Consider the following 24,713-nt stretch of genomic DNA (forward strand, 5'->3'; position numbering starts at 1 on the left):
AATACTTTACAAGAAAACAGACGGCGGAATCTAAAAACTTTTAGCTATCTGTTTCTGATGCCACAAGGTCATATTTGATGCCGTAATTGATGCTGAAAATTATAAAAACCAGTATAAGTTGATATAATTAAATTGAACGAAACATTCCGGAACGTTGATGTATAACGATTTGTACTAGAAGATATACAAGTGTAATAGCCCGGACTCTATGGGCGGCATGATGTAAGCCGTTTTCCCACTATATATTTTAAAAACGCCAACTCCATTATTATGGAGTTGGCGTTTTTGCGTCTGCTGAAATATAAATGTTTTGTATTGTAAATGGGTTAGAACGTAAGTATCCAAGAACATTAATACATTATAGATAAAGATAGTGCCTTTACACGCCGAGAAGTTAGGAGATCGAACGTAATTTCACTCTCAAATAGTTAGTAAAATATAAATATAGCTATAACGGTCAATATAATAATTACTGGTAATGATAAAACATAAATCCACATTAAATTGGAAAAGCTTTTTTTACTACTGTACGTTTTAGTACTGGAATTAGTGCTGGAACTAGTACTAGAATTAGCAATGGACATGGTCAAAAGTAATCCGACAACTAAAACAATGACAACGATAATCAATGAAACAATAAGGCCTAGGTTCATGCCGTCCTCCTTTTTAGAAATGATTCTCTTCTATCTCTACATTACAAGAATTCACTATAAAACATTTTCAAGATCATCTAATTAGCGGTATGTAAACCAACTACTTTTATGTAACAACTGTAACACAAAAGTGGTTGGTCAGGGGTTATGAAGTCATCAAGAATTATCTGTCAATAAGTAATATTTCTTTTGCGAGTAGATTTATTTCTTGAGGAAAACGATGTTAGCTCAGTAAATGAATACTTTTTTGATTAAACGGGTATCTATACTGAATGAACAGAATAGGGAGAGTGAAGTAGATGAAAGCAATTGTTATTGAACAATACGGTGGGGCAGAAGAACTTATTGAGAAAGAACTTCCGAAGCCGGAAATACAACATCATCAGGTATTAATAGAGATGCATGCAACGTCAGTAAATCCTATTGACTGGAAAGTTCGAGAAGGTTATATGAAAGAGAATATACCTTTTGAATTTCCGCTTATTTTGGGATGGGATGCAGCAGGAGTGATCGCTGAAGTAGGGAAAGACGTGAAGAGTTTCAAAGTAGGAGATGAAGTATTCGCTCGTCCGGCAATGGAAAATGGAACATACGCTGAGTATGTTGCTGTTAACGAAGACTTAGTTGCTTTAAAACCAGCCGATGTTAGTTTTGAGGAAGCTGCTTCAGTTCCACTAGCCGGACTAACAGCTTGGCAATGTCTTGTTGACTTTGGTCAAATTAAACCAGGAGACAAAGTCTTAATTCATGCTGGCTCGGGCGGTGTTGGAAGCTTGGGTATTCAAATCGCTAAAAGTTTTGGCGCTTATGTTCTATCGACAGCTAGTGGTAAGAACGAAGCTTTCTTAAAAGAGCTCGGTGTTGACGAATTTATTAACTATGAAACAACTGATTTTACAGATGTCGTAAAAGACGTTGATTTAGTTGTTGATACAATGGGCGGTGAGATTTTAGAGAAAAGCTTGAGTGTAGTTAAAAAAGGGGGGCGACTGGTTTCGATTGCAGGCCAGCCAAATCTTGAAAAGGCTGAAGCTAATCATATTACAGCTGAATCTCTATGGCTTAATCCGAATGGAAAGCAACTTGCCGAACTTGGCGAGCTAATGCAAAAAGGAGAAGTGAAAACCCATATAGGCCACACATTTCCTCTATCCGCCAAAGGACTACGAGATGCACATGAATTAAGCGCAACTCACCATGCAAAAGGAAAAATTGTTATAGAAGTGAAATGAGGATTTTTCCTAAGGGAAGAAGACAATTTTATCATAAGCTATATTTAAAGCGTCAACTCCAGTCTATGGAGTTGGCGCTTTTTTAATAAAATGAGTTGATTCATCTTTTAGTGTTTGTGGATAGAACTGCCACGTACCGAAATCTTCAGTAAGCGTCTTTTTTCATTCAATAACTGAGTAGATCTTTATTTCACTATCATCGTAATAACTACAACAACAAGCAATGCCAAATAAACTTTGGAGAATAATTGATCGGGCAAACGATGAGCAATGCGTGTTCCAACTGGCACGCCTATAAAACCACCAATCACAATGCCGAAAAAGGCGGGTACATAGACAAAGCCAAATGACCAAGGGGGTAGACCGGTTTGCTGCATGCCGTTAAATATGGATGTAGTAGCACCAATCATCGCGATAGGTAGGCTCAGTGGTGTAGCTAAAGCCACCGCATTAACCATTTTTAATCGACAACTTCTCAAGAATGGAATGGTCATTAGACTACCGCCAACACCAAGTAACGTAGAAATAAAACCGACACCGCTCCCAATGAGTGATGTTTTCAAGCGTCCAGGCATTTGTATACTATCCGTATTCACATGTATAAAACCTTTCCCAATCAATGATGAGAAAATGGTGTATAGGATAAGGTCAATAAATAAGTACCTAAGAATATCACCTTCTATAAAAGGCGATAGTAAACCACCTATTAACGCGCCAACAGTAATAGCAGGTGCCAATTGAAAGAAGATAAACCATAAAATATGGCCTCTACGATAATGAGAGATCGTAGAGTTGATTGAATTGATGATCATGATCGCAAGAGATGTTCCTATAGCAACATGCATAACTAACGGCTCAGGAAAATTCAACTCAGGTAACAAAATATATAAAACAGGTATGACGACAAAACCGCCGCCGAATCCAAACATACTAGATAAAAAACCGGTTAATATACCAAAAATTAAAAAGATAGTGAGTAAATACATGAAACTCCCCATTTAAAGTAGTAATAGTGCTCGATTTTGTAGATAAAAGAGCCTTTGGATTAATACTATCATCTTATTACGTTGTTGTATTTGTTTTAGTGAGAGTAGGCGTTAGTGTTTATCATGGAGAAATAAAAAATCCGTTCAGCTGATTAAACTGGACGGATTGACAATACGAATATATAAATTATAGATGATAGTTAATAGAGCCTTTTACCGTACTTTTTGTTTTCTCATCCACTGCGTAGCTACAAATTTCTCTCCGACTTCTATTGGTGCACCACCGTGTAATGTTAGGTCATTCATCAGCGGATCGTTGTAAAAATACTCAAAGTAGACAGCCATTCCTTTTTTAGGTGTGATGGACAGTTTGAGGTGAGGGAAGTACGTTTCGCCGCCTTGTTCGACATCGTTCAAGTACATGACGAGTGTGCTAATCCGGTTATTCGTAACGTTGCTTGTTGCTGAGAAGAAGTCGTGATGCGCTTTATATTCTTGTCCAGGTAGGTAGTGAAGAACTTGGAGACTTTCGCCGTGTTCGATGGAGATATTCATAATTGTTTCAATCCGTTTTTCTATCCGTAGGACGATCAAGTTATCAGGTTCTTCAATAAACATACCGCTACTTGTTCTAATTTCATTTTCTGCATGAATTATGCCGATTTTAGAACGTTTCATTTTATCTGTAGAAAGCTGAATCAGTTCGTCGCATTCTTCGTCGCTTAACATATTGCCGAGTACAACGACTAGTGGTTCATCGACTTTCGCTATTATATCAATCACACGATCTGTTATGATTTTCTTTCCTGTATGAGTAAATATCGTTTGTTCTTTATTTTCTGCTATCAACTTTGAACACCTCTTTAATCGTTTGATTTTATAAATCAAATACCGTGTAACGTGATGAGCGTACAGCTAATAACGAACTTCTTTTGAGTTTTACACATCCTCTTTGGAATTGCATTTAATATATTTTAGCACGCTGCATTGGTTGACGTATATTCGAAATGCAATGAAAAAGGTAGTGATATATAACTGTTTTTCACATTTTATTATTTCTATCTAATATACCTGTACACTATGGGAAAGTATGAATTGATAGCAGTTCAATATACTTGTCAGACTTATTCGTAAAAGTACTTCGTCTGAAGGATGGTAAGGAGACGGTACTGCATTTGCCGAATGAACAGTGTAATTATCATGTAGTTGAATCGATTGACGATGACCATATACTGCTTGCTTGCGCAAGATCTATTTATCATGATGAAACCCATGTTGATCAAAATGGACGCGTCTATGATTGGGACGGGAACTTGATTCGTTCATTCTGTTTAGGCGATGGAATCGACCATATATATACGACGAAAGATAATCAGATATGGACAGGTTATTTTGATGAAGGCGTTTATGGTAATTATGGTTGGAAGAAACCAATTGGTAATTCAGGGCTAGTAGGCTGGGATCATGAAGGAAATATTATAGATGACGGGAATGATAGAAAGCTCACAGGAGAATGTTTGGCGCTGAATGTGGCAGCGAATGATGAAATTTGGTATTTCATTGGCATGGATGCACAAATTGGTTTAATGAATGAAAGTGGCGAGTTCCAATTCTCTACTGACGCACTTGGATTTCAAACATTTGCGATCAGTGGCGATGCAATGGTCGTGCATCGAAAGTGCTTTGATCATCATCACTTTTTTGAATTGATTAGAAAAGCTGATTCCTACGAAATAGTTCAAGAGTTCGACTTCCGTAAACCTGATGGAAATCCATTGCAGCCACAATTAACTTCCAATCGTGCGGATCGGCTATTATTTTTAGATGGCAGCGAACTTTACTATTACTCTATATTCGATGTCTTTAGCCACTACAAACTATCCTTGTAGATTCATACGGGTCGCGAGTTTAAAAAGACAACGGGATAAAAAATACCTGTAGGGAAAGGCATGACAATTAAAACAGTCACGACAAATGAACCTACAGGTACTTTCAGCAAAGAACTTATTTAAACACAGTCGCTGCTTGTACAGCTTTTTGCCAGCCGCTGTACAGCTTTTCGCGTTCAGATTCCTCCATATTAGGTTGGAACGGTCGATCTATTGCCCATTGTGCGGCAATTTCTGAACGGTCTTTCCAGAAACCTACAGCAAGTCCAGCCAAATATGCGGCACCGAGCGCTGTTGTTTCATTAATCGTCGGTCGTTCAACCGATACATTTAGTAAATCGGATTGGAACTGCATCAAGAAGTTGTTCTCGACTGCTCCGCCATCTACCCGTAACGTTTTTAGAGAGATACCTGAATCCGATTCCATTGCATCAACGACGTCTTTCGTTTGGTATGCAAGGGATTCTAGCGTAGCCCGTACAAAATGCTCTTTCGTCGTTCCGCGTGTTAAACCGAATACGGCACCACGCACATCACTATCCCAGTAGGGGGTACCAAGACCAACAAATGCCGGTACGACATAGACGCCATCCGTAGAAGAGACCCGTTTTGCGTATTGCTCACTTTCGGAAGAGTTTCGGAACATGCGTAAACCATCGCGCAACCACTGAATTGCTGAACCTGCGACGAAGATACTTCCTTCTAGCGCATACTCTACCTTGCCATCAATTCCCCAAGCGATGGTTGTTAACAGCCCATTATCGGATTTAACCGCTTTTTCGCCCGTGTTCATTAGCATAAAGCAACCTGTTCCATATGTGTTTTTCACCATACCCGATTCAAAACAAGCTTGACCGAATAATGCAGCTTGTTGATCTCCTGCAATACCCGCGATAGGAACTGCGTGACCGAAAAATTGCTCGGGATCTGCATGTGTATAGACTTCAGATGAAGGACACACTTTAGGCAACATCGATGCCGGCACACCCAAGATAGACAATAGTTCTTCATCCCATTGTAGTTCATGTATATTGTACATAAGCGTTCTAGAAGCGTTCGAGTAATCTGTTACATGTGCCGCACCACCTGATAACTTCCAAATAATCCATGTATCAATCGTACCGAACAACAAGTCTCCGTTTTCAGCTTTTTCACGTGCGCCTTCTACATTATCCAAAATCCACTTGACTTTAGTGCCCGAAAAGTATGCATCGATAAGCAATCCGGTCTTATCTCTGAACAAATTATTGTAACCGCTTTCTTTAAGGTTGTCGCAAATGTCTGCAGTTTGACGCGATTGCCAAACGATCGCATTATAAATCGGATTTCCTGTATGCTTATCCCAAACAACTGTTGTTTCGCGTTGATTTGTAATACCGATCCCTTCGATTTGTTCAGCGGATATATTTTTCTCAGACAATACGCCTGCAATTACGGATAAAACAGAGCTCCAAATTTCGTCTGCATTGTGTTCAACCCATCCAGACTTAGGGAAGTATTGAGTGAACTCCTGTTGCGCTGAGTGAAAAATTCTACCTTTTTTATCAAATAAAATTGCCCTTGAGCTAGTTGTGCCTTGATCAAGTGCCATAATATATTTTTTTGTCATAATATATTCCTCCAGTATAGGTGAGTGAATTAGTCAATCGTTGCTTTTGTTGACTGTGTTTGTATTGCTGATTGTACAGTTACTTTGCGTATGGAGAACTGGGCAGCAAGAAGAATCGCCAGGATAATTGCTCCAATTAACCAAAACGTCACACTGTTTTCTCCTACGAAAAACTGCTTGTAGAATAATGCTCCGAATGTACCGCCGATAATCGGACCCACTACTGGAATCCATGCATACTTCCATCCTGATGGTCCTTTGCCTGGAATGGGAAGAAAAGCATGTGCAATTCTTGGGCCGAGATCGCGTGCAGGATTAATCGCATAGCCAGTTGTGCCACCAAGTGATAAACCAATGGCGATGATTAAAGCCCCAACAATTAACGGATTAAGTCCTTCAGTAAACTCATTGGCGCCAATTGATAATAAGCCAAGTACTAAAATGAATGTCCCGATTATTTCGCTCGTGACATTTGATAGGGGATTGTAAATGGCAGGTGTAGTAGCGAATACATCCCGTTTTGCCGTCGGATCCTCTGTTTCTTTCCAATGGGGTAAGTAGTGGAAGTAGACCAATACCGCTCCAAGGATGGCCCCAATCATTTGTGCCAACAGATACATGGGAACGTCCGCCCAAGGGAAGTTTCCAATAGTCGCAAAACCAATCGTGACTGCTGGATTTAAATGTGCACCGCTTGCTTGACCTACTGCGTATACGCCAAGTGTAACCGCAAGTCCCCAACCGACAGTGACAACAATCCATCCTCCACTCATTGCTTTAGACTTATTCAACGCTACGCCACCTACTACGCCACCACCAAATAAAATTAAAATCATAGTGCCGATCAATTCGCCTGTAAAAGCTGTCATCTACATCTCCTCCTACCTAGTGTTAGTTTGGTAGTTGAGCGTTTACGACGCAAAAAAGTCCACAATTAACCCCTTGCTCTACGCAAGAACTTAATTGTGGACTCCTAAACTCAACCACTTATATTAACTTGTTTCCAAGTATAGAGTGGTTGGTATCATCTGTCAACAAAAACACAGAAAGTTCTCTTATCACGTAAAGGACTCCCATAATTGATTATCTGATGTAGTTACCGCTACGGCTCCTGCTGCGAGTGCATCCTCAATATGTTGTTTCGTACGAATAAGTCCACCATTAATGATTGGTATACCTGTGCGCTCATAGACTTCTTCGATAAGTTCAGGGATGACACCTGGAAGCATCTCGATGAAATCGGGAGCTGTTTGATCAATAAGAGAGTAGCTTTTCTCCAACGCAATAGTATCGAGTAAAAACATACGCTGGATCGCAAGAATGTTTTTGGATTTTGCTTTCATGATCATATTCGATCGTGTAGATATAATGCCTGCAGGTCGAATATCATTACATAAAAAATCAGCTGCATAATTATCTGTTTTGAGACCTTGTATCAAGTCCGCGTGAATTATGAGTTTCTTACAACGTTTTTCCGCTTCTTGCTTAACAGTTTTTAAATTACTTATATGCACTTCAAGTAAAACGATATACTCGAACGGACTCTCCAGTAGTTTTTCAAATTGTTTTAGTGTACGTGCTGCTGGCAATACTTTTTGGTTATGAAAGGACATATAAAGGAACCTCCATCTATGGATATACATTTATACTATCGTATTTACACAACGGATGTAGCTTTTTGTAACTCGTCTTCCAACTCTAACGCATAGCGTTTCTGTTCATCGGCAGTCCAGTTCAAGATCTGTCCCATTTTGACGAGTACGTCTTGTTTTGCATCTTGGACATTTTTAATATTGAAGAACAAGTCACCCGTACGACGAATAAAGAAATCAGTCGGTTTTACAGTCATCTCCTGTTCGATCGCATAACGTAATTTCACATAGAGAATGCGCGGCATTGATTCGGATGCATCATAAGGGATGGTTAAGACTTGATCGACATTAGACCCGTAAAGTGCAGCTAAGTGGCGGCTTTCACGCTCTGTGAATCCCAGCAACATCCCACGGCCGATCGCTTGGTTGAAGAATCGAGGATATTGAGCTGAACCACCAACATCACCGCCCGAGATCGGCATGTTTTTTGTATTGGATTGTTTGAATTGCAATCCCTTTTCTTGCTGCAGAAGACTAGAAATCTTGTTTACGACCGTTTCCGCCATTTTACGATACCCTGTTAATTTACCACCAGCAATCGTGATCAGACCACGTTCGGATTCCCAGATTTCGTCCTTACGTGAAATCTCGGAAGGTTTTTTCCCGTCTTCGTGAATTAAAGGACGAACGCCTGCCCAGCTGGACTCGACATCTTTTTCAGATACAGTTACATCAGGGAACATGTAGTGGATAGCATTTAAAATATACGTACGGTCTTCTTCGGTGATTTGCATTTCCTTTGGATCACCTTCATAGAATGTATCTGTTGTGCCGACATAGGCTTTCCCGTCACGTGGCACAGCAAAGATCATACGTTTATCGGGCGTGTCAAAATAAATTGCTTGATGCAAGGGGAATACACTTTGGTCGAATACTAGGTGAATTCCTTTGGACAAGATCAAGTTCTTTCCGTTTGAGTGGCCATCAATTTCTTTCACTTCATCGACCCAAGGACCTGCAGCATTGATCACTTTTGTCGCTTGAATAGTCAACAGTTCGTCTTTGATCATGTCCCGTACTTGGACGCCTGAGATCTGATTTTGCTCATTGTAGATAAAGCCTTCCGCTTTCGCGTAATTCAATAGGGTGGCACCTTTTTTTGCTGCGGATTTTGCCACTTCAATGGTCAATCGCGCATCATCCGTGCGGTATTCCACATAGTAGCCGCTTCCTTGAAGTCCTTCTCTTTTTATAAGTGGTGCTCGTTTAATAGTTTCTTTGAGATTGAGCATTTTTCTACGTTCACTGCGCTTTACCCCAGCTAGGAAGTCATATACTTTTAATCCAAGTGCTGTAGATGCAGGACCAAATGTGCCGCCTTTATGAAACGGCAATAGCATCCACTCTGGTGTAGTGACATGCGGACCGTTCTCATAGACGACGGCGCGCTCCTTCCCCAACTCGGCAACTTCTTTAATTTCAAATTGCTTTAAATAACGCAAGCCGCCATGCACTAGTTTTGTTGAACGGCTTGATGTCCCAGATGCGAAATCCTGCATCTCGATCAATGCAGTTTTCATACCGCGTGACGCTGCATCCAGTGCGATTCCTGCACCGGTAATACCACCGCCTATAATTAAAACATCAAAATTCTCAGTGCTCAACGTATTCATAATTTCATTTCGGTTCATTGATGAAAAGTTTGTCAATTCTATCGTCTCCTTTTTATAGTGGGTCAAGGGACAAAAAAAGACCTCAAGAAAGTGATTGCATTTGCACAATCACTTCTTGAGGTCTTCTCAGTAACTCAAACCCGGACTATTAACTTGCTTTCTATAATACCATAGACTATGTAGAATTCAAATTATAGAACTCGTAATACGTCCAGCTGCTTAGATACATCACTCAGACCTAAGACGGATATACAATTCAATCATTTGGATGAATCAATTTTTGTGCATTTCGCTTAAGATAGAATAAAGGAGTGTTACTATGCAGAAAATACTGATAATAGTATTAGGTGCTGTATTGTTGGGAACGGCAGGCATCTGGACGTATGATCGGCTCACGAAAGAAAAAGTGTCAGGCGCATTATCCATAAAAAAAGATGATGCCAAGTCACTAGACGTAGATATTGATTTCGGTGCGGGTAGTTTCTTAATTGAAGGTGGCGCGAAGGAATGGGTGGACGGTAACATCGATACCAATATAAAAAAATGGTATCCATCCGTTACCTACAAGAATAAAAGAGACATCGGCTACATAAAGATTCAACAGAAGGGAACAGGTTTATCAATTTTGCGAAAGCAACGTAATAATTGGAAACTTCAGCTGACTAATGAAATACCTGTGCGTCTAGATGTCGAAATGGGTGTATCAGATTCAGAACTGGATCTAGCGGGAATTCGGCTAAGCCACTTATCGGTCGATGCGGGAGTTGGCGATACAATTATTAACTTGGATGATGATTGGCAGGAAAGCTTCGATGTAGAACTTGATCTTGGGGTAGGAGGTGCAACTATTTATTTGCCGAAAGACATCGGCGTTGAATTAGTTGTAGACAAAGGGGTTGGTAGTATAGAAGCGAAGGACTTTATATCCAAGGGGAAAGGTATTTATGTGAACGAAGCGTATGGTCGATCCGATACCACGATCCATGTAGAAGTTGATGTAGGCGTAGGCGGCGTTAAATTCCTACTTGGAAACTAAATATATAAATCTATACTCCCCGGCAACTTTGCAACTGCCGGGGAGTATTTTGTCATTCCTTAGGGAACACTACTATTTACTTATACAAAAATCATTGGTTCGTTATATATTTAAAGTAGCTTTTACATCTATTAAAAGGCTATTTTAAATAATTTGTCGAATAACTTAAATAAGATCTTATTTCTCGATATGCAATAGAGTATCTACTACTCTATGAGTAGACAATATATTTGCGCAGAAAAAAAGGGGGGATGAATAGTGAAAGATCAAATGAGATATCTTCGTCTTGCGAATATAACAAAGTTAATAAATACAAAGCTAGAGTTAAGAGAAGTACTTAATCACGTCGTCACCGCAATATCAGAAGAGATTGTCCAATGTGACTCGGTCGGAATTTATTTGCCACAACCAGATGGGTCATTCAGGGGGTTCGTAGGAAAACCTGAAGTAATCAACGGCATGACACTTGATATGCATGTAATTGATACAGACTTCGATTTACTGGCGAAAGAAGTAATTGAAACTAAAAGAGCAATATATATATCCGATACATCTAAAGATCATCGACCTGATCCAAGGGCCGTCCAAGGTTTTAAGATAAAGTCCCTTCTAGTTTTACCTATTACCGGCGAGACGGAACTATTTGGACTAGTTTTCTTGTTCGACTATGGAATACCGATGAATTTAACGGAGCTGGAGATTCAAACCGTTCAGTCCTATGTCAATATGGCCGCTGTTGCTATTCAAAATGCCAAGTTGCTGATGAACAAAGAAGAACTGATTCAGGAAAAGCAGTTGCTGTTGGATATAACAAGGGAATTGTCCCTTTGTTCTACGATGCAAGAAGCCTTGGATACAAGTTTTCTGTATATCGAAAAAGTCCTTGGAAACAATAACATTGGCGTACACTTGATCGATCCGTTAGTGCATAAAAAGATTAAGCCTGCAACGAATAATCGGAATAGTAATTGGTCTCCAGAAGAGTGGGTTAAATCTCATGACGAGATCGAGTTTGACGAGGAAAATGATAAAGTATTCCAAGAAGTGATTGCTTCTAGAAAAGCGGAACTCATTCCTGATGTGTTTGCAGATGATCGGGTAAATCACACGGTATGCCGATACTTTGGTATTCAATCGATGTTTGTTCTGCCAATTGTTTCAATGGGAAAAGTGTTGGGGTTAATAGTAATTGCAGACCTCCAACAAAAAAATCCAAATTACTCTCTGGCGAGTCAGCAACTGACGCAATCCATTGTTGATACAACTGCTTCGACTTTATTGAACTTATTGAATATGGAAAAACAGGAACTGATCATAGAACAGCGAACTGCAGAGATTACAGAAAAGAATACTAAACTTGAAACAACGATGAAAGAATTGCAAAGGCTCAGTCGCGAGAAAGAACTGATTCTCCACTCGGCAGGCGAAGGAATATTCGGATTAGATTTAGATGGAGTTATTACGTTTTGTAATCCTGCTGCCGCGATTATGCTTGGTTACAAGGGCAAGAATGAACTAATAGGTAAACCTGTCAGTATTATCTACAATGAAAACTTTACACATCATGAGGATGTTACATTTTTTAGACAAGATCAATCCAGTTTCCCCGTAGAATACGTTAGATCTTCCATCAAAGAAGGAAATAGGGTCGTTGGAGATGTGGTCACTTTTAAAGATATCTCCGAAAGAAAGAAGATGGAGAAAGAAATCAGATATCATGCGTATTATGATAGCTTGACCAATTTGCCTAATCGGGTGCTGTTAAAAGATCGAATGGATCAGGGTTTGAGATATTCACAAATGCATGGAGAAAAAGCAGCGGTACTATTTATGGATTTGGATCGTTTTAAATCAGTAAATGACTTATTAGGTCATAGCTACGGAGATATTTTATTGTCACATGTAGCACGACGTATTAGTGCATGCTTACCTGAAGGGGCTACCGCTTCTCGTCAAGGTGGAGATGAATTTATTATCTATTTGCCCATTATTGAATCAGAGGCAGAAGTGGAAGAAGTGGTCGAAAAGATTGTTGATCAATTCAATAAGCCTTTCAATCTTAAAGGACATGAAATGCATATCCACAGCAGTATAGGGATCAGCTTATTTCCGAAAGACGGGCAGACATCGGAGTTATTAATAAAAAATGCCGATATCGCAATGTATCAGTCTAAAACAGTATCCGGCAATAGTTATCATTTTTATAAAGTGGCGATGGATATTAAAACGTTTGAAAATGTGAAGTTTGAAAATGCTTTATATAAAGCGCTTGATCGTGGAGAACTGGAAATCTATTTTCAACCTCAAATTGATTACAGCACACGTACTATAATTGGAGCTGAAGCATTATTGAGATGGAATCATATGACAGAAGGTTTAATCTCCCCGGATAAGTTTATCGCGCTGGCGGAAGTGACAGGACTGATCGTTCCTATAGGAGAATGGGTTATTAGAAGTGCATGTAACCAAATCAAGAAATGGCAAGATAAAGGATATCCACCAATTGTAGTATCCGTAAATTTATCCGCCCGCCAGTTTGAGGAAAATAATTTATTCCAAACAGTAAAAAGTATTTTAGATGAAGTAGGCGTATCGCCGGAACTTTTATGTCTCGAAATTACGGAGAACCAAATCATTAAAAATACAGAAATGACTATACAGACTATGAAAGAGTTACAAGAAATAGGCATCAAGATGTCTATTGATGATTTTGGTACAGGCTATTCCTCTTTAGGTTATTTAAAGAATTTACCGATTAATGCTTTGAAAATAGATAAGTCGTTTATAAGGGATTTGAAAAGCAATGACGACAATTTTGCCATCGTGAATACAATTATCACGCTTGCAAAAAATCTAGGACTGGATCTAGTTGCTGAAGGTGTCGAGACATTGGAACAAGCTGAATTTTTAGCTTCAAGAGAATGTTATATCATGCAAGGTTATTACTTTAATGTGCCGCTGAAAGTGAATGAGTTTGAAAGCACATATCTGGCTACTAAAGGAGAGTATTTATGAAAGCTGTTCGAGCAGTACTAGATTATTTAGTGGCTGGCGGAATACAACATGTTTTCGGTATTCCAGCAGGTTCTGTCAATGCGTTTTTCGATGAGTTGTATGAGATACCTGAACTGTCGCCGATTGTGACGAAGCATGAAGGCGCAGCATCTTATATGGCAGTCGCTTATGCGAAATACACATCTACTATGGGGGTATGTATTGGATGCAGTGGGCCTGGTGGTACCAATCTTCTTACGGGTGCCGCAAATGCTATGCGTGAACATGTCCCTGTCTTATTTTTAACGGGTGCAGTTCCTGTCGACACTGTCGGTTTAAATGCTTCTCAGGAATTGGATGCAGAACCGCTCTTCACATCTGTGACGAAATATAGTGTGACTGTAATAGATTCAAAGGATTTACTAGCCGAAGTGGCTAAGGCTTGTGAAATAGCGATTTCAGGTGTTCCGGGGCCTGTACATATTGCTATGCCAATCGATATCCAAATCAATCAAATTGATACCCCGAAATTTCCGGCTTGGCCAAAAAGAGCACCTATTGTTCCCGATCAGCATACGATAAAATCTGTTGCAAAAGAACTTGTCTCTAAACAAGATGGATATATTTTTGTTGGGCAAGGCATCAGAAAATCCGTCGAACAATTGCTCGAATTAGCAGATATTCTTGGTTGGTCAATTATTACAACGCCACAAGCAAAAGGCTACATCCCAGATGATCATCCTCTCCTCGCTGGCGTATTCGGATTTGCAGGAAATGACGTCGCTTCTAGCTTGATTAATGGAGAAAGTGGAGAGGCTTTGCTCGTTATAGGATCCAGTTTAGGCGAGACGGCTACGAATAACTGGAATGTCAATCTCACTAAAAATCGATATACTATTCAACTGGATCATGATTCCTCGGTATTTAATCGTAAATATGAAGTGGATATCCCTGTTTTAGGCGACATAGATCTAAGTTTGGCTGCGTTACTGGCTGAATTAAGAATAGAAGATTCGCGAACTCATTCTCCGACATTTGTTAAAGAGGAAAAAAACGTAACAAGTAAAGACGAATACAATACGAAAAACGTATTGCTGCGTCTACAAAATTACGCACCTCGCCATACAAGATACACCGTTGATATCGGTGAATTCATGGCGTACATCATCCATGACATGCTTGTGATGGAGTCTGATACATTTGATATAAATGTACACTTCGGTGCGATGGGCAGTGGCATAGGTTCCGCAATCGGTTCTAAGCTTGCTGAACCCGAACGTCCGGTGATTTGTGTTACGGGAGACGGTTGTTTCTTTATGCACGGAATGGAAATTCTAACCGCGAAAGAACATAAGCTACCGATTTTATTTGTAGTGATGAATAATGCGCGCCTCGGAATGGTCTACCATGGTCATTCGTTGCAATATAAACGTTCGCATCCATCGTTTGAACAACAGCCCGTAAACATAGCAGCAATGTCCGCGGCTATGAACATACCGAGCAAACGGATTGAAGCGATGGAAGATCTGACACAAGAAATGCTAGACGAACTTATGAGCGTTAAAGGACCTTCAGTTCTTGAAATTTCCTTGATCGATAATACAATACCTCCAATGGGAGACCGTGTGAAGTTTCTCTCCTCCTTTGGAAAGTAAAAAATCCGAGGTAGACGCTACCTGAGCATCTACTTCGGGTTATTTGTATTCATCAGATAGTTGGGTACAATGCATGTGTAACTTTTACAATCGCATCTATTGTATCTCCTTTAAATTCATTGGAAACGGTAGTGCCTGAAGGATTTGAAAAGTAATACGCATCGACTCTTGGATTATAACTGTATCCCATGCCTGCTAAAGATTGCTGTAGTTGAGTGGGTATGCTTTTTAATCCAGTACGCTCCGTAAAGTAGTCTGTACAGTAGATTTTCACGTCTATATCATTTGTGCCAGTATGAATGACAAATAAGTCTTTATTATCTTTCACGAGCCACTGACCTTTTGAATACAAAGAAATTCTGGTTTTCCCCAATTTATCAATTCCAACTAAATTCATACCAAAATAGTGGTTAATCATTGTTCGGACTTCTTTACCTGTCACGCGATAATTATGATGGTCTAAATATAAGTCCAATAGAGCTTGCGAAGAGGGTCCGGAGCAGTTTTCATTAACCTTTAGGGTATGAGCTTCAAAAGAACCGAGCTTTGCAAGTGTTAGAACGGGAGCAAGAGTTAATTGAATATGGAATGCTTGTGTAATTGCTTCATAAATGACCCGACTGGTTATATGATCCTTATAATGATGGATATACATATCCATTACTTCAACTTTAGCTAACTTGCTGATGTAATCCACTACTTCTTTTTCCGAAAAGCAGTCGTTCAATTGATGAGAATTTTTCACTATATCTTGAAGTTCATCGGAATACGTTACTGAGACAACATCCATGCGAAACCTCCTCATAGTAGACATTATTGTATGTATTAAATAATCATACAATAAAATGCGTGCGAAGTACTTAAGTATTTGAATAAGTAGCATCCGGTGTTTGTCAGATCAATCCCGACATAAATTAATACAAATGAGAAAAAAAAGTCATGAAGCAATTAGTTTTGAAGTTATCGACTCTTTTTAATAATGCGGTATGCAAACTACTATACATAAATGGGGCATCTTTTGGGAAAAGAACGGGGATGAAAGAAAAATGGAAGCACAGGCGAGTATGAAGATCTATTTATTGACTATTTCAGGGGCGGTCTGCTGGGGATTAATCGGTCTATTCATAGCACCGCTTTATGATCAAGGTTTCACTGCGTGGGATGTTGTAGCAATTCGCGGGATTTTTAGTTTCATCTTTTTGTTTATCATCATGGTGATGTTTTTTCGTAACCAGTTACACACCCGGTTAAAAGACCATGTTTTTTTCGCGAGCGCAGGGATTTTTAGTCTTGCTTTATTTAATTACTTTTACTTTGAGGTGTTTTCTCGTTCGAGTTTATCGGTAGCTGTAACATTACTATATACAGGACCGTTATTTGTCATGATCTTATCAAGGGTTTTCTTCAAGGAGTTGCTGACTTTACAAAAGGGATTGTCGCTAGTATTCGCAATGATCGGCTGTGCATTCGTAGTTGGACTTTTACCGTATGGGTCGGCAAGTATCCCTGGCAAGACGCTATTCATGGGGATTCTATCCGGCTTTTGCTACGCTTTATATAGTGTACTAACGAAGCCAGTGACAAAACGATATTCCGCACTGACGATTACTACCTACACATTTTTTTATATGGGACTATTCATGTCTTTGACGAGTGATGTGTGGAGCAAGTTCGATAAATTTCAGCATGTTGATGTATGGATTTCGTCCTTATTACTTGCATTGGTTTCTACTGTGGCAGCGTATGTGTTGTATACATCAGGACTGAAGTATTTGGAAGCAGGAAAGGCATCCATTCTGGCAACGATAGAACCCATTGTCGCAGTTCTCATTGGTGTACTGTTTCTTGGAGATCAGTTGCGACCATTGCAGGTTATGGGAATAGCTCTTGTACTATATTCAGCTATGTTAGTGGTAGGTAGACGAGAGGGAACTAAGATCTTATAAAATGTGCCTGCATCAGAAGTGAATTCCGTTGCAGACACATTTTTAGTCCTTGTCATAGTAAGAAACAGTAGGGATATAGTAGTTTTCATCAAAATCAGTACGCTTAATAAAAAATATTATACTTTAAAATTCTGTATTTCATCCGCAACCACAAATGCCAGGTCATCATTTCCAAACATCTGAAGTACATCGAGCATGGTTTCATTATCAATATGAAGCTCTTCGAATCCATCGTCGTTTTCCATTACTTCTTTTAATGCAGGGTTCTCCCGCTGTTCAGGATAGGCTTTTTGATAAAGAGCTTGTGGATTCAGTTTATGATTCACGCACCATTGGACAAATAGACGAATCATCAAATTTTCATCATCTTTATACTTTTGTATGATTTGTTCCTCTACGTTTTTAAAATCCATCGTACAGACCCCCATACTTGTTTCCTTAAGTATAAACGATAAAGAACCTTTCTAATAATGATTGAATTAATTTAGACATTTTATGCCTAAAAAATAGAATAGAATAAATACTTATAAAATAATAGATGCAAAATTTGGATTTATCTTAAATTTTGGTACAATGAAATGAATAGCGCCATTTGATGAAATGGCAGACAAAAATATTCAGGGGGTTTTTAAAAATGGCAGAGGATCGTTATCAACGTGGTTTAGAAAAGTTAATGGAACTCACATTATCAAGTGAGGACAATCCAGCAGGTGAGATGGAGATTGGTGATAGTTTTAAAGATGTTGCTCCCGATTTGACCAAGTACGTTGTAGAATTCGCATTCGGTGATATTTATTCACGACCTGGACTCGACAATAAGCAAAAAGTGCTGACCACGATTACAGCGCTTGTAGCACAAGGAAAACCGCAAATTCAGATGCATATCAAAACGGGACTTGACGTCGGTTTAACACCGGATGAAATCATTGGATGCATTATGCATTTGATTCCCTATACAGGATTCCCGAGTGTACTAAATGCCTTATCGGTAGCGCAAACCGTGTTTAAGGAACGTGGCGTTTCGATTACTAAAATTGAGGATGATAAATAATTATATAAAAAGGCTTCATTCCACAGGGCGTTACGTTGAATGAAGCCTTTTTTGTATATAAGTAAATAGTTGAATAGTATTCTATAGAATAACAAGAAATTATTCAGTTTATTTAATTCAGATCAATATAAAAAGTTGCTGCCTAGGGAAGCTCATTGGCAGCAATTATTCATTAGTGTGCATTACTTTTTTGCTTTAACTGATACTAGCTCTGTAATAATAGTTCCTTTGTTGTTTGTACTCTTGATGATCCCGATACCTTTTGCAATATATTCGCGTGAACCGTCTTTGTGACGCAAAATTACAACGTTTTTAAACGTACCTGCCTTTACCTTGATCGTTTTCGTCGTGCTTTCTACTAAAACTTTGGAATTATCGTAAGCAGATTTTGCGTACGTTCCTTGTTTCAATGGATATAACACATCTACAAATATAACATCCGAATCAGATACGCCGATCATCAGTCTATTTTTATCCTCGATATACGTATAGCTGGAATAGTCAGGATAGAGTGTGTCTCCTTTATTGAATAGAAAAGTGAATTCACCATCTTTTTTTACAACAAAATTTTCTTTTGTATCATCGAAAAAAGAAGGGGAATACGTTAGGGTTAAGCCATTAACAGGGGTCAAACCTTTTGTGACAGTAGTTGGAGCGGGGCTGGCGTTAGGGTTTTTCTTGGATAAAGCAGATGTATAAACATATCCCTTACTCTTTCCTGCTTGTACATACGACCAACCGTTAGATGAAGAAAAGACCGTTACCTTCGAATGGTTTTTAATTGTTCCCACTCGCTCTGCATTTTTGGCAGGCTTTACGCGGAGGACGATGTCACTCTTTGCACTTACATACATGGTAGTTGTTTTTGTAGCTGCTTCTGTCCCAGTAGGAAGACTAAAGGAAAAGCTCAAAACTAGTACCGTAATTAAAAATAATACTTTTCTCACATAACTCACTCCTCATTAATAGTTATTCATGTATAGGAACGCTAAAGAACTTAGTGGGCCTATACTAGTATATCTTACTATTTAGACTATTGTTTAAGCAAGTAAGTTAGTATGATATTTCATTATGATCTTTCTTGTTCTACGTACTATTTACCTTTCGCTATTTGCCATAATCTCAACACCCGCCAAAGCTTGAGTTGCAAGTCGATCTGCTTCGTTATTTAACTTTCGAGAAATGAGCTCATACTGTGGTTCTAATCCAAGCGATTTCATCTTCGCTTCAATTCTATCTGCCCAGCGATACAAATCTTCCTCGATGACAGGCCATTCTTCGGTTAAATGATGGATAACAACACGTGAATCACCGAGTACAGAGATAGGCAAGTGGTGTACTCCAAGAATCTCTAACTCCTGCAAGCAAAGGTGAAGTGCGGCATATTCTGCTTCATTATTTGAAGTTAGACCTTCGACGAAAGCATTTTTCCTTACCCTATAGGACTTGCCGTTTTGATCATAATAGATGACGCAACCAAGTCCGGCCGTCTTCGTGTCCCAATCGAAGCCACCATCAAAATAAATACTGATGTTATGTGGTTCTGTTTCAATCCCTTTTACGTAGGTCTTTAATTCTTTCAACGTCCATGAGCTATCATGTGGATCAACAAAAATAATATCTTTTACTCGGCCAGTCTTTTCTATATCCAAGCCAAACATTATGGCTTCTTCTGCTGACATTTCCTCTGAATGAAAAACAGTGATCTTTCCGTTACGCGACTTATATGTCCATTCAATACTAATTTGCATGGCAATTCCTCCAATACACGTAGTGTAACCTTTTTTAATTGCAAAAAAACTCAGTATTGATTAAATATAAAATAATAGCAGCAACACTTTATGTTGAATGAAGCACATTTATTGAGAATTAAAAGTACGCTATAGTAGGCATAAAGTCGTTATTAATATATTTTCTGCCTTCATAATTAGACACGGTTCTTTATCTCATTATCGTTTATTGCTAGATGTTGTCTATATTTGTAACGCTTTATGAAAAAATAAAACAACTCTACCTATATGTTTGCATGTATCTTTCTCTTTTGCGTTTTTCTAAAAGAATATGTATAGTTAGAAATCGTTCATTACACGAACAAATAGCCTCAATTCGAAAGGAGAAACATGAGAAAAATATCAAATGTCTTTTACATTACTATCGCATTAATCGTCATTACTGTCGGATATGGGGCATTCGCTTCGGATAGTTTCGAGGAAATTACGAGTAATGCCAAGAATTTTGTCGCATCATCATTTGGATGGTATTATCTGCTACTGCTATCCTCTTTATTGTTATTAAGTATCTTCCTCATCTTCAGTCCGTACGGCAAGATCCGTCTGGGGAAGAACACGGATCGACCTGAATTCTCTACAATTACGTGGATTGCTATGCTGTTTTCAGCTGGAATGGGAATCGGTCTAGTGTTCTATGGTGCAGCTGAACCGCTGTCACATTTCGTCAGTCCCGCAACTGAGGATCCAGGTACTAATGAAGCATTTAAGGAAGGCTTACGAGAATCTTTCTTCCACTGGGGCCTCCATGTATGGGCCATGTATGGAGTTGTCGCATTAGCACTGGCTTACTTCCAGTTTCGTAAAGGTTCACCTGGTTTAATTTCAGCAACATTGAAACCGATTTTCGGTAATAAAATGGATGGTCCGTGGGGGATATTCGTAGACGTTCTTGCTGTCTTTGCAACTGCGTTCGGCGTTGCTACCACTCTCGGTTTTGGTGCTGTTCAAATTAATGCAGGCCTTAATTATTTGTTTGGTATTGAAATTGGGACATTCTCTCAATTTATCATTATCGCAATCGTTACCGTCCTATTCATTGCATCTGCGTGGTCAGGACTGAGTAAAGGAATTAAGTATTTATCCAACTTGAACCTCGTTCTAGCCGTGTTACTACTCGCATTTGTTGTGATTTTAGGACCTACACTATTAATCATGAATATGTTCACGGAGTCATTCGGTAGTTATCTTGGGAATCTGGTAGAGATGAGCCTCCGCACAGCACCACTTAACGTAGACAATCAACAATGGTTGTTTGACTGGACTATCTTTTACTGGGCATGGTGGATTTCATGGGCGCCGTTTGTCAGTATGTTCATAGCACGCGTTTCAAAAGGTCGTACAATTCGAGAATTCATGGTCGGTGTTCTATTGGTACCGACATTACTATGTGCGTTTTGGTTTTCTGCATTTGGTACGACAGCTGTGAATATGCAGCTTACAGGTATCGCCGATATCGCCGGCTCTAAAACGGAGCTAGTCATTTTCGAGATGTTTAATGAATTGCCATGGTCATTCTTCATTTCTGCTATTGCTATTCTATTAATCGCATCATTCTTCGTAACAAGTGCTGACTCTGCGACATTTGTTCTCGGTATGCAATCGACATACGGTTCACTCACGCCGCCAACTAGCGTGAAGATTGTATGGGGTGTTATCCAATCATCCATCGCATTGATCTTGTTATGGGTTGGGGGTCTGGGGGCATTGCAAAATACGATTATTATAGCCGCCTTACCATTCTCATTCGTCATGCTGCTGATGGTAGTATCACTGATGAAAGCACTAGGTCAGGAAAACATTTCACGAAGATAACAGTAAGATTATTTACCTGTATATAAGCTAGAGTATATTTTAGCCGCTACTTAATTTTACGTAGCGGCATTTTTTTTATGAAATCGTATAAGGCGCTAAAACCTTGTTGTGTCTAGTGTCGGATGAAGTTTCTCCAAAATAGTACAGTGTAGTAGGTTGTTCTAATTTTTTTTGGTATCATCTCATAGATAGTGGAATTCACCGCCTCATTTTTTGTATAATGATATAATTGGCATCTGCTTCAAAAAAGAACAGTGCGAATTACGATGAGAGGAATTGAAATGAACAATGAGTAATAATTTTTGGCGCGAGTTGCCTCGGCCATTTTTCATATTAGCACCGATGGAAGACGTGACAGATGTTGTGTTTCGTCATGTGATAGCAGAAGCTGCACGACCTGATGTGTTTTTCACGGAGTTTACGAACACCGAAAGTTTTTGTCATCCGGAGGGAATTTATAGTTTGCGTGGACGTTTAGCATTTACTGAAGATGAGCAGCCCATTGTTGCTCATATTTGGGGAGATAAACCGGAACATTTTCGTGAAATGAGTATCGGCATGGCAGAGCTTGGGTTTAAGGGGCTTGACATAAATATGGGATGTCCAGTACCGAATGTGGCTGCGAAAGGAAAAGGTAGTGGATTAATCAATCACCCTGAAACAGCGGCTGCAATTATTCAAGCATCAAAAGCAGGGGGACTACCGGTCAGTGTGAAAACGCGTCTTGGTTACACAGATATTGATGAATGGCGTACTTGGCTTAGACATGTATTGGAACAGGATATTGCCAATCTATCGATACACTTGCGTTCACGTAAAGAAATGAGTAAAGGACATGCACATTGGGATTTGATTCCCGAGATCAAGAAACTTCGTGACGAGATTGCGCCTGACACGATGTTGACAATCAACGGAGATATTATGGATCGTCAAATGGGACTAGAACTTGTTGAGAAATACGGAGTAGATGGTGTCATGATCGGACGGGGAGTTTTCCATAATCCATTTGCCTTTGAAGTGGAAAAGAGAGAACATGACCACAAAGAATTATTAGATCTTTTACGTCTGCATCTAGATCTTTTTGACAAATATTCAACTGAACTAGAGCCACGACTATTCAAGCCGCTTCGTCGTTTCTTCAAGATTTACGTAAAAGGATTCCGTGGAGCAGCTGAACTGCGGAATGAATTGATGAATACCAATACGACAGATGAAGTACGTGCTTTACTTGATGCCGTAGAGCTTGATTAACTACAAATAAAACCTTCTCTTTTATTCCAACGCTTATGGAATAAAAGAGAAGGTTTTTGTCTTATTTAAATACGTCTAGTTTTTCAATGCGGTGCATGGCTTCTCGCATGCGGTCTTCACTTTCTAATAAACCGACACGTATATATCCTTCTCCGTGAACACCAAAACCATTGCCTGGCGATACGGCAACATCTGCTTTGTCCAATAACAAGTCAGCGAAGGTTTCACTCGTAAATCCTTCAGGAACAGGAAGCCAAGCGAAGAATGAGCCGGTGGGAGCCGTTACATCCCAACCGATGCGTTTACATTCTGACAGCAAAACTGTTAGACGTCTTTCATACAATTCGACTAACTCTTCAACACATTGCTGAGGGCCTGTCAAAGCCTCGATTGCAGCACGTTGCACAGCAGGGAATAAGCTAGTGAATAAGTGATCTTGCAATACATTTAATGCTTCTACGATTTCTGCATTTCCTACAGCGAAACCTACACGCCATCCTGCCATATTATACATTTTGGATAGAGAAAGCATTTCAATCCCGACTTCTTTCGCACCTTCTGTCTGTAAAAAACTAATTGGTTTCTTACCTTCAAACCCAATGCCGCCATAGGCAAAATCTTGTAAAACAGCAATCTGATTTTCTTTGGCAAATGCCACGGTTTCCTCATAAAACGCTGGTGTTGCTGTAACGCCAGTCGGATTACTTGGATAATTTAAGTACATGAGCTTGGCATCTTTTTTCTGATCGTTAGTTAGCTTGTCATAATCAGGTAGAAATCCATTCTCTTTATGGAGTGGCATCGTATCATAGCGAATACCCGCTAAGCTCACGCCTGATAAATAGTCAGGATAACCGGGGTCTGGAAGCAATAATAAGTCACCTTCATTCATGATAGCTAAAGGAAGTTCGACGACACCAATTTTTGTGCCACCTAGTACCGCGACTTCTGTTTCAGGGTCAATCACCACATCGTATTCTCGCTTATAGTATTCAGCAACGGCTTGTTTTAAAGCCGGTGTTCCACGGAAAGGTGAGTAACCGTGTGTGGCGGGATCTTCAACGGCTTCTTGTAATGCTTTAATAATATGAGGAGGTGTGGGCTGATCAGGATTACCGCGCCCCAGATTAATGACATCTCTGCCTTCGTCCATAGCTTTTTCCACTTTTTTTAATAATAATGTAAAGAAATGCGGAGGGAGATTTTGTAATCGGTTGGACAAAGCCATAGTCTATTCCTTCTTTCTTTGATATGTATTTTCAATTAGTATACATAGAACATACTAAACTTTTCAATAAAAGAATTGTTATTTGATTCGAAACAATCGTGAAAACTACGTAATAATAAATAACACTGATCTAAAAAGTCGGATATTATATTGAATTGTCGTTATTCACCTTGACAGTTTTATTGTAAGCGTCAAAAAATGAACACGTTGTTTCATATAAAAGAAAATGCCCCAAAGAATCGATTAAAGATTCTTCGGGGCATTTTCTATTTCTTTGACTGGATATAACAATTCTTTGGTAAGGTCTTCGACCAAG

The 24,713-nt window shown here is 39.4% G+C and carries 20 protein-coding genes; 9 read left to right on the top strand and 11 right to left on the bottom strand.

The window, feature by feature from the left end:
* Window positions 1-952: 952 nt before the first annotated feature.
* On the top strand, window positions 953-1,885 hold the full coding sequence (locus CSV69_RS13810) for an NADP-dependent oxidoreductase (RefSeq protein ID WP_085427306.1): 933 nt from the start codon (window positions 953-955) through the stop codon (window positions 1,883-1,885).
* Between the two features lie 185 nt (window positions 1,886-2,070).
* Here the strand turns inward: CSV69_RS13810 and CSV69_RS13815 are convergent, their stop codons facing one another.
* Together CSV69_RS13815 and CSV69_RS13820 are read right to left on the bottom strand one after the other, a co-directional pair.
* A complete protein-coding gene (locus tag CSV69_RS13815) occupies window positions 2,071-2,871 on the bottom strand; it encodes a sulfite exporter TauE/SafE family protein (RefSeq protein WP_158232683.1) in 801 nt (266 codons plus the stop codon).
* A 213-nt stretch (window positions 2,872-3,084) separates the two neighbouring features.
* Window positions 3,085-3,720 carry a 2OG-Fe(II) oxygenase gene (locus CSV69_RS13820; RefSeq protein WP_085427304.1) on the bottom strand — a complete coding sequence of 212 codons (636 nt, stop codon included), beginning with the start codon at window positions 3,718-3,720 and terminating at the stop codon, window positions 3,085-3,087.
* 266 nt (window positions 3,721-3,986) lie between these two features.
* Between CSV69_RS13820 and CSV69_RS13825 the strand changes: the two genes are divergently transcribed.
* Window positions 3,987-4,760: a hypothetical protein gene (locus tag CSV69_RS13825; RefSeq protein WP_099693705.1), complete on the top strand. Its 774-nt coding sequence runs from the start codon at window positions 3,987-3,989 to the stop codon at window positions 4,758-4,760.
* A gap of 115 nt (window positions 4,761-4,875) precedes the next feature.
* Here CSV69_RS13825 and glpK read toward each other — a convergent pair whose 3' ends face one another.
* The 4 genes from glpK to CSV69_RS13845 form a co-directional block, all read right to left on the bottom strand.
* Window positions 4,876-6,369, bottom strand: coding sequence for a glycerol kinase GlpK (gene glpK, locus CSV69_RS13830; RefSeq protein WP_085427302.1), 1,494 nt, complete (start codon window positions 6,367-6,369; stop codon window positions 4,876-4,878).
* Between the two features lie 29 nt (window positions 6,370-6,398).
* Window positions 6,399-7,238: an MIP/aquaporin family protein gene (locus tag CSV69_RS13835; RefSeq protein WP_099693706.1), complete on the bottom strand. Its 840-nt coding sequence runs from the start codon at window positions 7,236-7,238 to the stop codon at window positions 6,399-6,401.
* 189 nt (window positions 7,239-7,427) lie between these two features.
* A complete protein-coding gene (locus tag CSV69_RS13840; RefSeq protein WP_085427300.1) occupies window positions 7,428-7,982 on the bottom strand; it encodes a glycerol-3-phosphate responsive antiterminator in 555 nt (184 codons plus the stop codon).
* 44 nt (window positions 7,983-8,026) lie between these two features.
* Window positions 8,027-9,652 (bottom strand): glycerol-3-phosphate dehydrogenase/oxidase, encoded by a 1,626-nt coding sequence (locus CSV69_RS13845; RefSeq protein ID WP_085429017.1) that lies wholly within the window; start codon window positions 9,650-9,652, stop codon window positions 8,027-8,029.
* 301 nt (window positions 9,653-9,953) lie between these two features.
* Between CSV69_RS13845 and CSV69_RS13850 the strand changes: the two genes are divergently transcribed.
* From CSV69_RS13850 to CSV69_RS13860, 3 genes are all read left to right on the top strand, one after another.
* Window positions 9,954-10,670: a toast rack family protein gene (locus tag CSV69_RS13850; RefSeq protein ID WP_099693707.1), complete on the top strand. Its 717-nt coding sequence runs from the start codon at window positions 9,954-9,956 to the stop codon at window positions 10,668-10,670.
* Between the two features lie 255 nt (window positions 10,671-10,925).
* Window positions 10,926-13,685 carry an EAL domain-containing protein gene (locus tag CSV69_RS13855; RefSeq protein WP_099693708.1) on the top strand — a complete coding sequence of 920 codons (2,760 nt, stop codon included), beginning with the start codon at window positions 10,926-10,928 and terminating at the stop codon, window positions 13,683-13,685.
* Window positions 13,682-15,319 carry a thiamine pyrophosphate-binding protein gene (locus CSV69_RS13860; RefSeq protein WP_099626025.1) on the top strand — a complete coding sequence of 546 codons (1,638 nt, stop codon included), beginning with the start codon at window positions 13,682-13,684 and terminating at the stop codon, window positions 15,317-15,319. Before CSV69_RS13855 ends, CSV69_RS13860 begins: the two co-directional genes overlap by 4 nt.
* A gap of 52 nt (window positions 15,320-15,371) precedes the next feature.
* Here the strand turns inward: CSV69_RS13860 and CSV69_RS13865 are convergent, their stop codons facing one another.
* Entirely contained in the window at window positions 15,372-16,109 is a 738-nt protein-coding gene (locus CSV69_RS13865; RefSeq protein WP_099626026.1) for a hypothetical protein, read from the bottom strand.
* Between the two features lie 196 nt (window positions 16,110-16,305).
* Here CSV69_RS13865 and CSV69_RS13870 point away from each other — a divergent pair, with 196 nt between their 5' ends.
* Complete coding sequence (locus tag CSV69_RS13870) at window positions 16,306-17,265, top strand: DMT family transporter (RefSeq protein WP_232319608.1); 960 nt, start codon at window positions 16,306-16,308, stop codon at window positions 17,263-17,265.
* A gap of 116 nt (window positions 17,266-17,381) precedes the next feature.
* On the opposite strand, the gene CSV69_RS13875 is transcribed toward CSV69_RS13870, so the two are convergent.
* Complete coding sequence (locus tag CSV69_RS13875) at window positions 17,382-17,678, bottom strand: hypothetical protein (protein ID WP_085427285.1); 297 nt, start codon at window positions 17,676-17,678, stop codon at window positions 17,382-17,384.
* A gap of 221 nt (window positions 17,679-17,899) precedes the next feature.
* Between CSV69_RS13875 and CSV69_RS13880 the strand changes: the two genes are divergently transcribed.
* Complete coding sequence (locus CSV69_RS13880) at window positions 17,900-18,316, top strand: carboxymuconolactone decarboxylase family protein (protein ID WP_085427284.1); 417 nt, start codon at window positions 17,900-17,902, stop codon at window positions 18,314-18,316.
* 182 nt (window positions 18,317-18,498) lie between these two features.
* Here CSV69_RS13880 and CSV69_RS13885 read toward each other — a convergent pair whose 3' ends face one another.
* Together CSV69_RS13885 and CSV69_RS13890 are read right to left on the bottom strand one after the other, a co-directional pair.
* Window positions 18,499-19,263, bottom strand: a complete 765-nt coding sequence (locus tag CSV69_RS13885; protein ID WP_085427283.1) for an SH3 domain-containing protein — start codon at window positions 19,261-19,263, stop codon at window positions 18,499-18,501.
* Between the two features lie 150 nt (window positions 19,264-19,413).
* The gene (locus CSV69_RS13890; RefSeq protein WP_085427282.1) at window positions 19,414-20,067 is read right to left on the bottom strand and encodes a reverse transcriptase-like protein; all 654 of its coding nucleotides are present in this window, start codon (window positions 20,065-20,067) and stop codon (window positions 19,414-19,416) included.
* Window positions 20,068-20,436: 369 nt separating this feature from the next.
* On the opposite strand from CSV69_RS13890, the gene CSV69_RS13895 reads away from it, so the two are divergent.
* Together CSV69_RS13895 and CSV69_RS13900 are read left to right on the top strand one after the other, a co-directional pair.
* Window positions 20,437-21,918: a glycine betaine uptake BCCT transporter gene (locus CSV69_RS13895; protein ID WP_085427281.1), complete on the top strand. Its 1,482-nt coding sequence runs from the start codon at window positions 20,437-20,439 to the stop codon at window positions 21,916-21,918.
* A 288-nt stretch (window positions 21,919-22,206) separates the two neighbouring features.
* Window positions 22,207-23,169 (top strand): tRNA dihydrouridine synthase, encoded by a 963-nt coding sequence (locus CSV69_RS13900; protein WP_085427280.1) that lies wholly within the window; start codon window positions 22,207-22,209, stop codon window positions 23,167-23,169.
* Between the two features lie 61 nt (window positions 23,170-23,230).
* On the opposite strand, the gene CSV69_RS13905 is transcribed toward CSV69_RS13900, so the two are convergent.
* Window positions 23,231-24,397, bottom strand: a complete 1,167-nt coding sequence (locus CSV69_RS13905; RefSeq protein WP_099626027.1) for a pyridoxal phosphate-dependent aminotransferase — start codon at window positions 24,395-24,397, stop codon at window positions 23,231-23,233.
* Window positions 24,398-24,713 lie beyond the last annotated feature (316 nt).

This window comes from Sporosarcina sp. P26b (assembly GCF_002743245.1).
In the GTDB taxonomy this organism is placed as follows: domain Bacteria; phylum Bacillota; class Bacilli; order Bacillales_A; family Planococcaceae; genus Sporosarcina; species Sporosarcina ureae_C.

Bases quoted from the DNA above. Each gene is read 5' to 3' on its own strand.
- CSV69_RS13870 (WP_232319608.1), top strand. From the start codon at position 16,306: ATGCAAACTACTATACATAAATGGGGCATCTTTTGGGAAAAGAACGGG.
- CSV69_RS13810 (WP_085427306.1), top strand. From the start codon at position 953: ATGAAAGCAATTGTTATTGAACAATACGGTGGGGCAGAAGAACTTATT.
- CSV69_RS13890 (WP_085427282.1), bottom strand. From the start codon at position 20,067: ATGCAAATTAGTATTGAATGGACATATAAGTCGCGTAACGGAAAGATC.
- CSV69_RS13835 (WP_099693706.1), bottom strand. From the start codon at position 7,238: ATGACAGCTTTTACAGGCGAATTGATCGGCACTATGATTTTAATTTTA.
- CSV69_RS13900 (WP_085427280.1), top strand. From the start codon at position 22,207: ATGAGTAATAATTTTTGGCGCGAGTTGCCTCGGCCATTTTTCATATTA.
- CSV69_RS13865 (WP_099626026.1), bottom strand. From the start codon at position 16,109: ATGGATGTTGTCTCAGTAACGTATTCCGATGAACTTCAAGATATAGTG.
- CSV69_RS13905 (WP_099626027.1), bottom strand. From the start codon at position 24,397: ATGGCTTTGTCCAACCGATTACAAAATCTCCCTCCGCATTTCTTTACA.
- CSV69_RS13845 (WP_085429017.1), bottom strand. From the start codon at position 9,652: ATGAACCGAAATGAAATTATGAATACGTTGAGCACTGAGAATTTTGAT.
- CSV69_RS13815 (WP_158232683.1), bottom strand. From the start codon at position 2,871: ATGTATTTACTCACTATCTTTTTAATTTTTGGTATATTAACCGGTTTT.
- CSV69_RS13875 (WP_085427285.1), bottom strand. From the start codon at position 17,678: ATGGATTTTAAAAACGTAGAGGAACAAATCATACAAAAGTATAAAGAT.
- CSV69_RS13850 (WP_099693707.1), top strand. From the start codon at position 9,954: ATGCAGAAAATACTGATAATAGTATTAGGTGCTGTATTGTTGGGAACG.
- glpK (WP_085427302.1), bottom strand. From the start codon at position 6,369: ATGACAAAAAAATATATTATGGCACTTGATCAAGGCACAACTAGCTCA.
- CSV69_RS13880 (WP_085427284.1), top strand. From the start codon at position 17,900: ATGGCAGAGGATCGTTATCAACGTGGTTTAGAAAAGTTAATGGAACTC.
- CSV69_RS13840 (WP_085427300.1), bottom strand. From the start codon at position 7,982: ATGTCCTTTCATAACCAAAAAGTATTGCCAGCAGCACGTACACTAAAA.
- CSV69_RS13895 (WP_085427281.1), top strand. From the start codon at position 20,437: ATGAGAAAAATATCAAATGTCTTTTACATTACTATCGCATTAATCGTC.
- CSV69_RS13860 (WP_099626025.1), top strand. From the start codon at position 13,682: ATGAAAGCTGTTCGAGCAGTACTAGATTATTTAGTGGCTGGCGGAATA.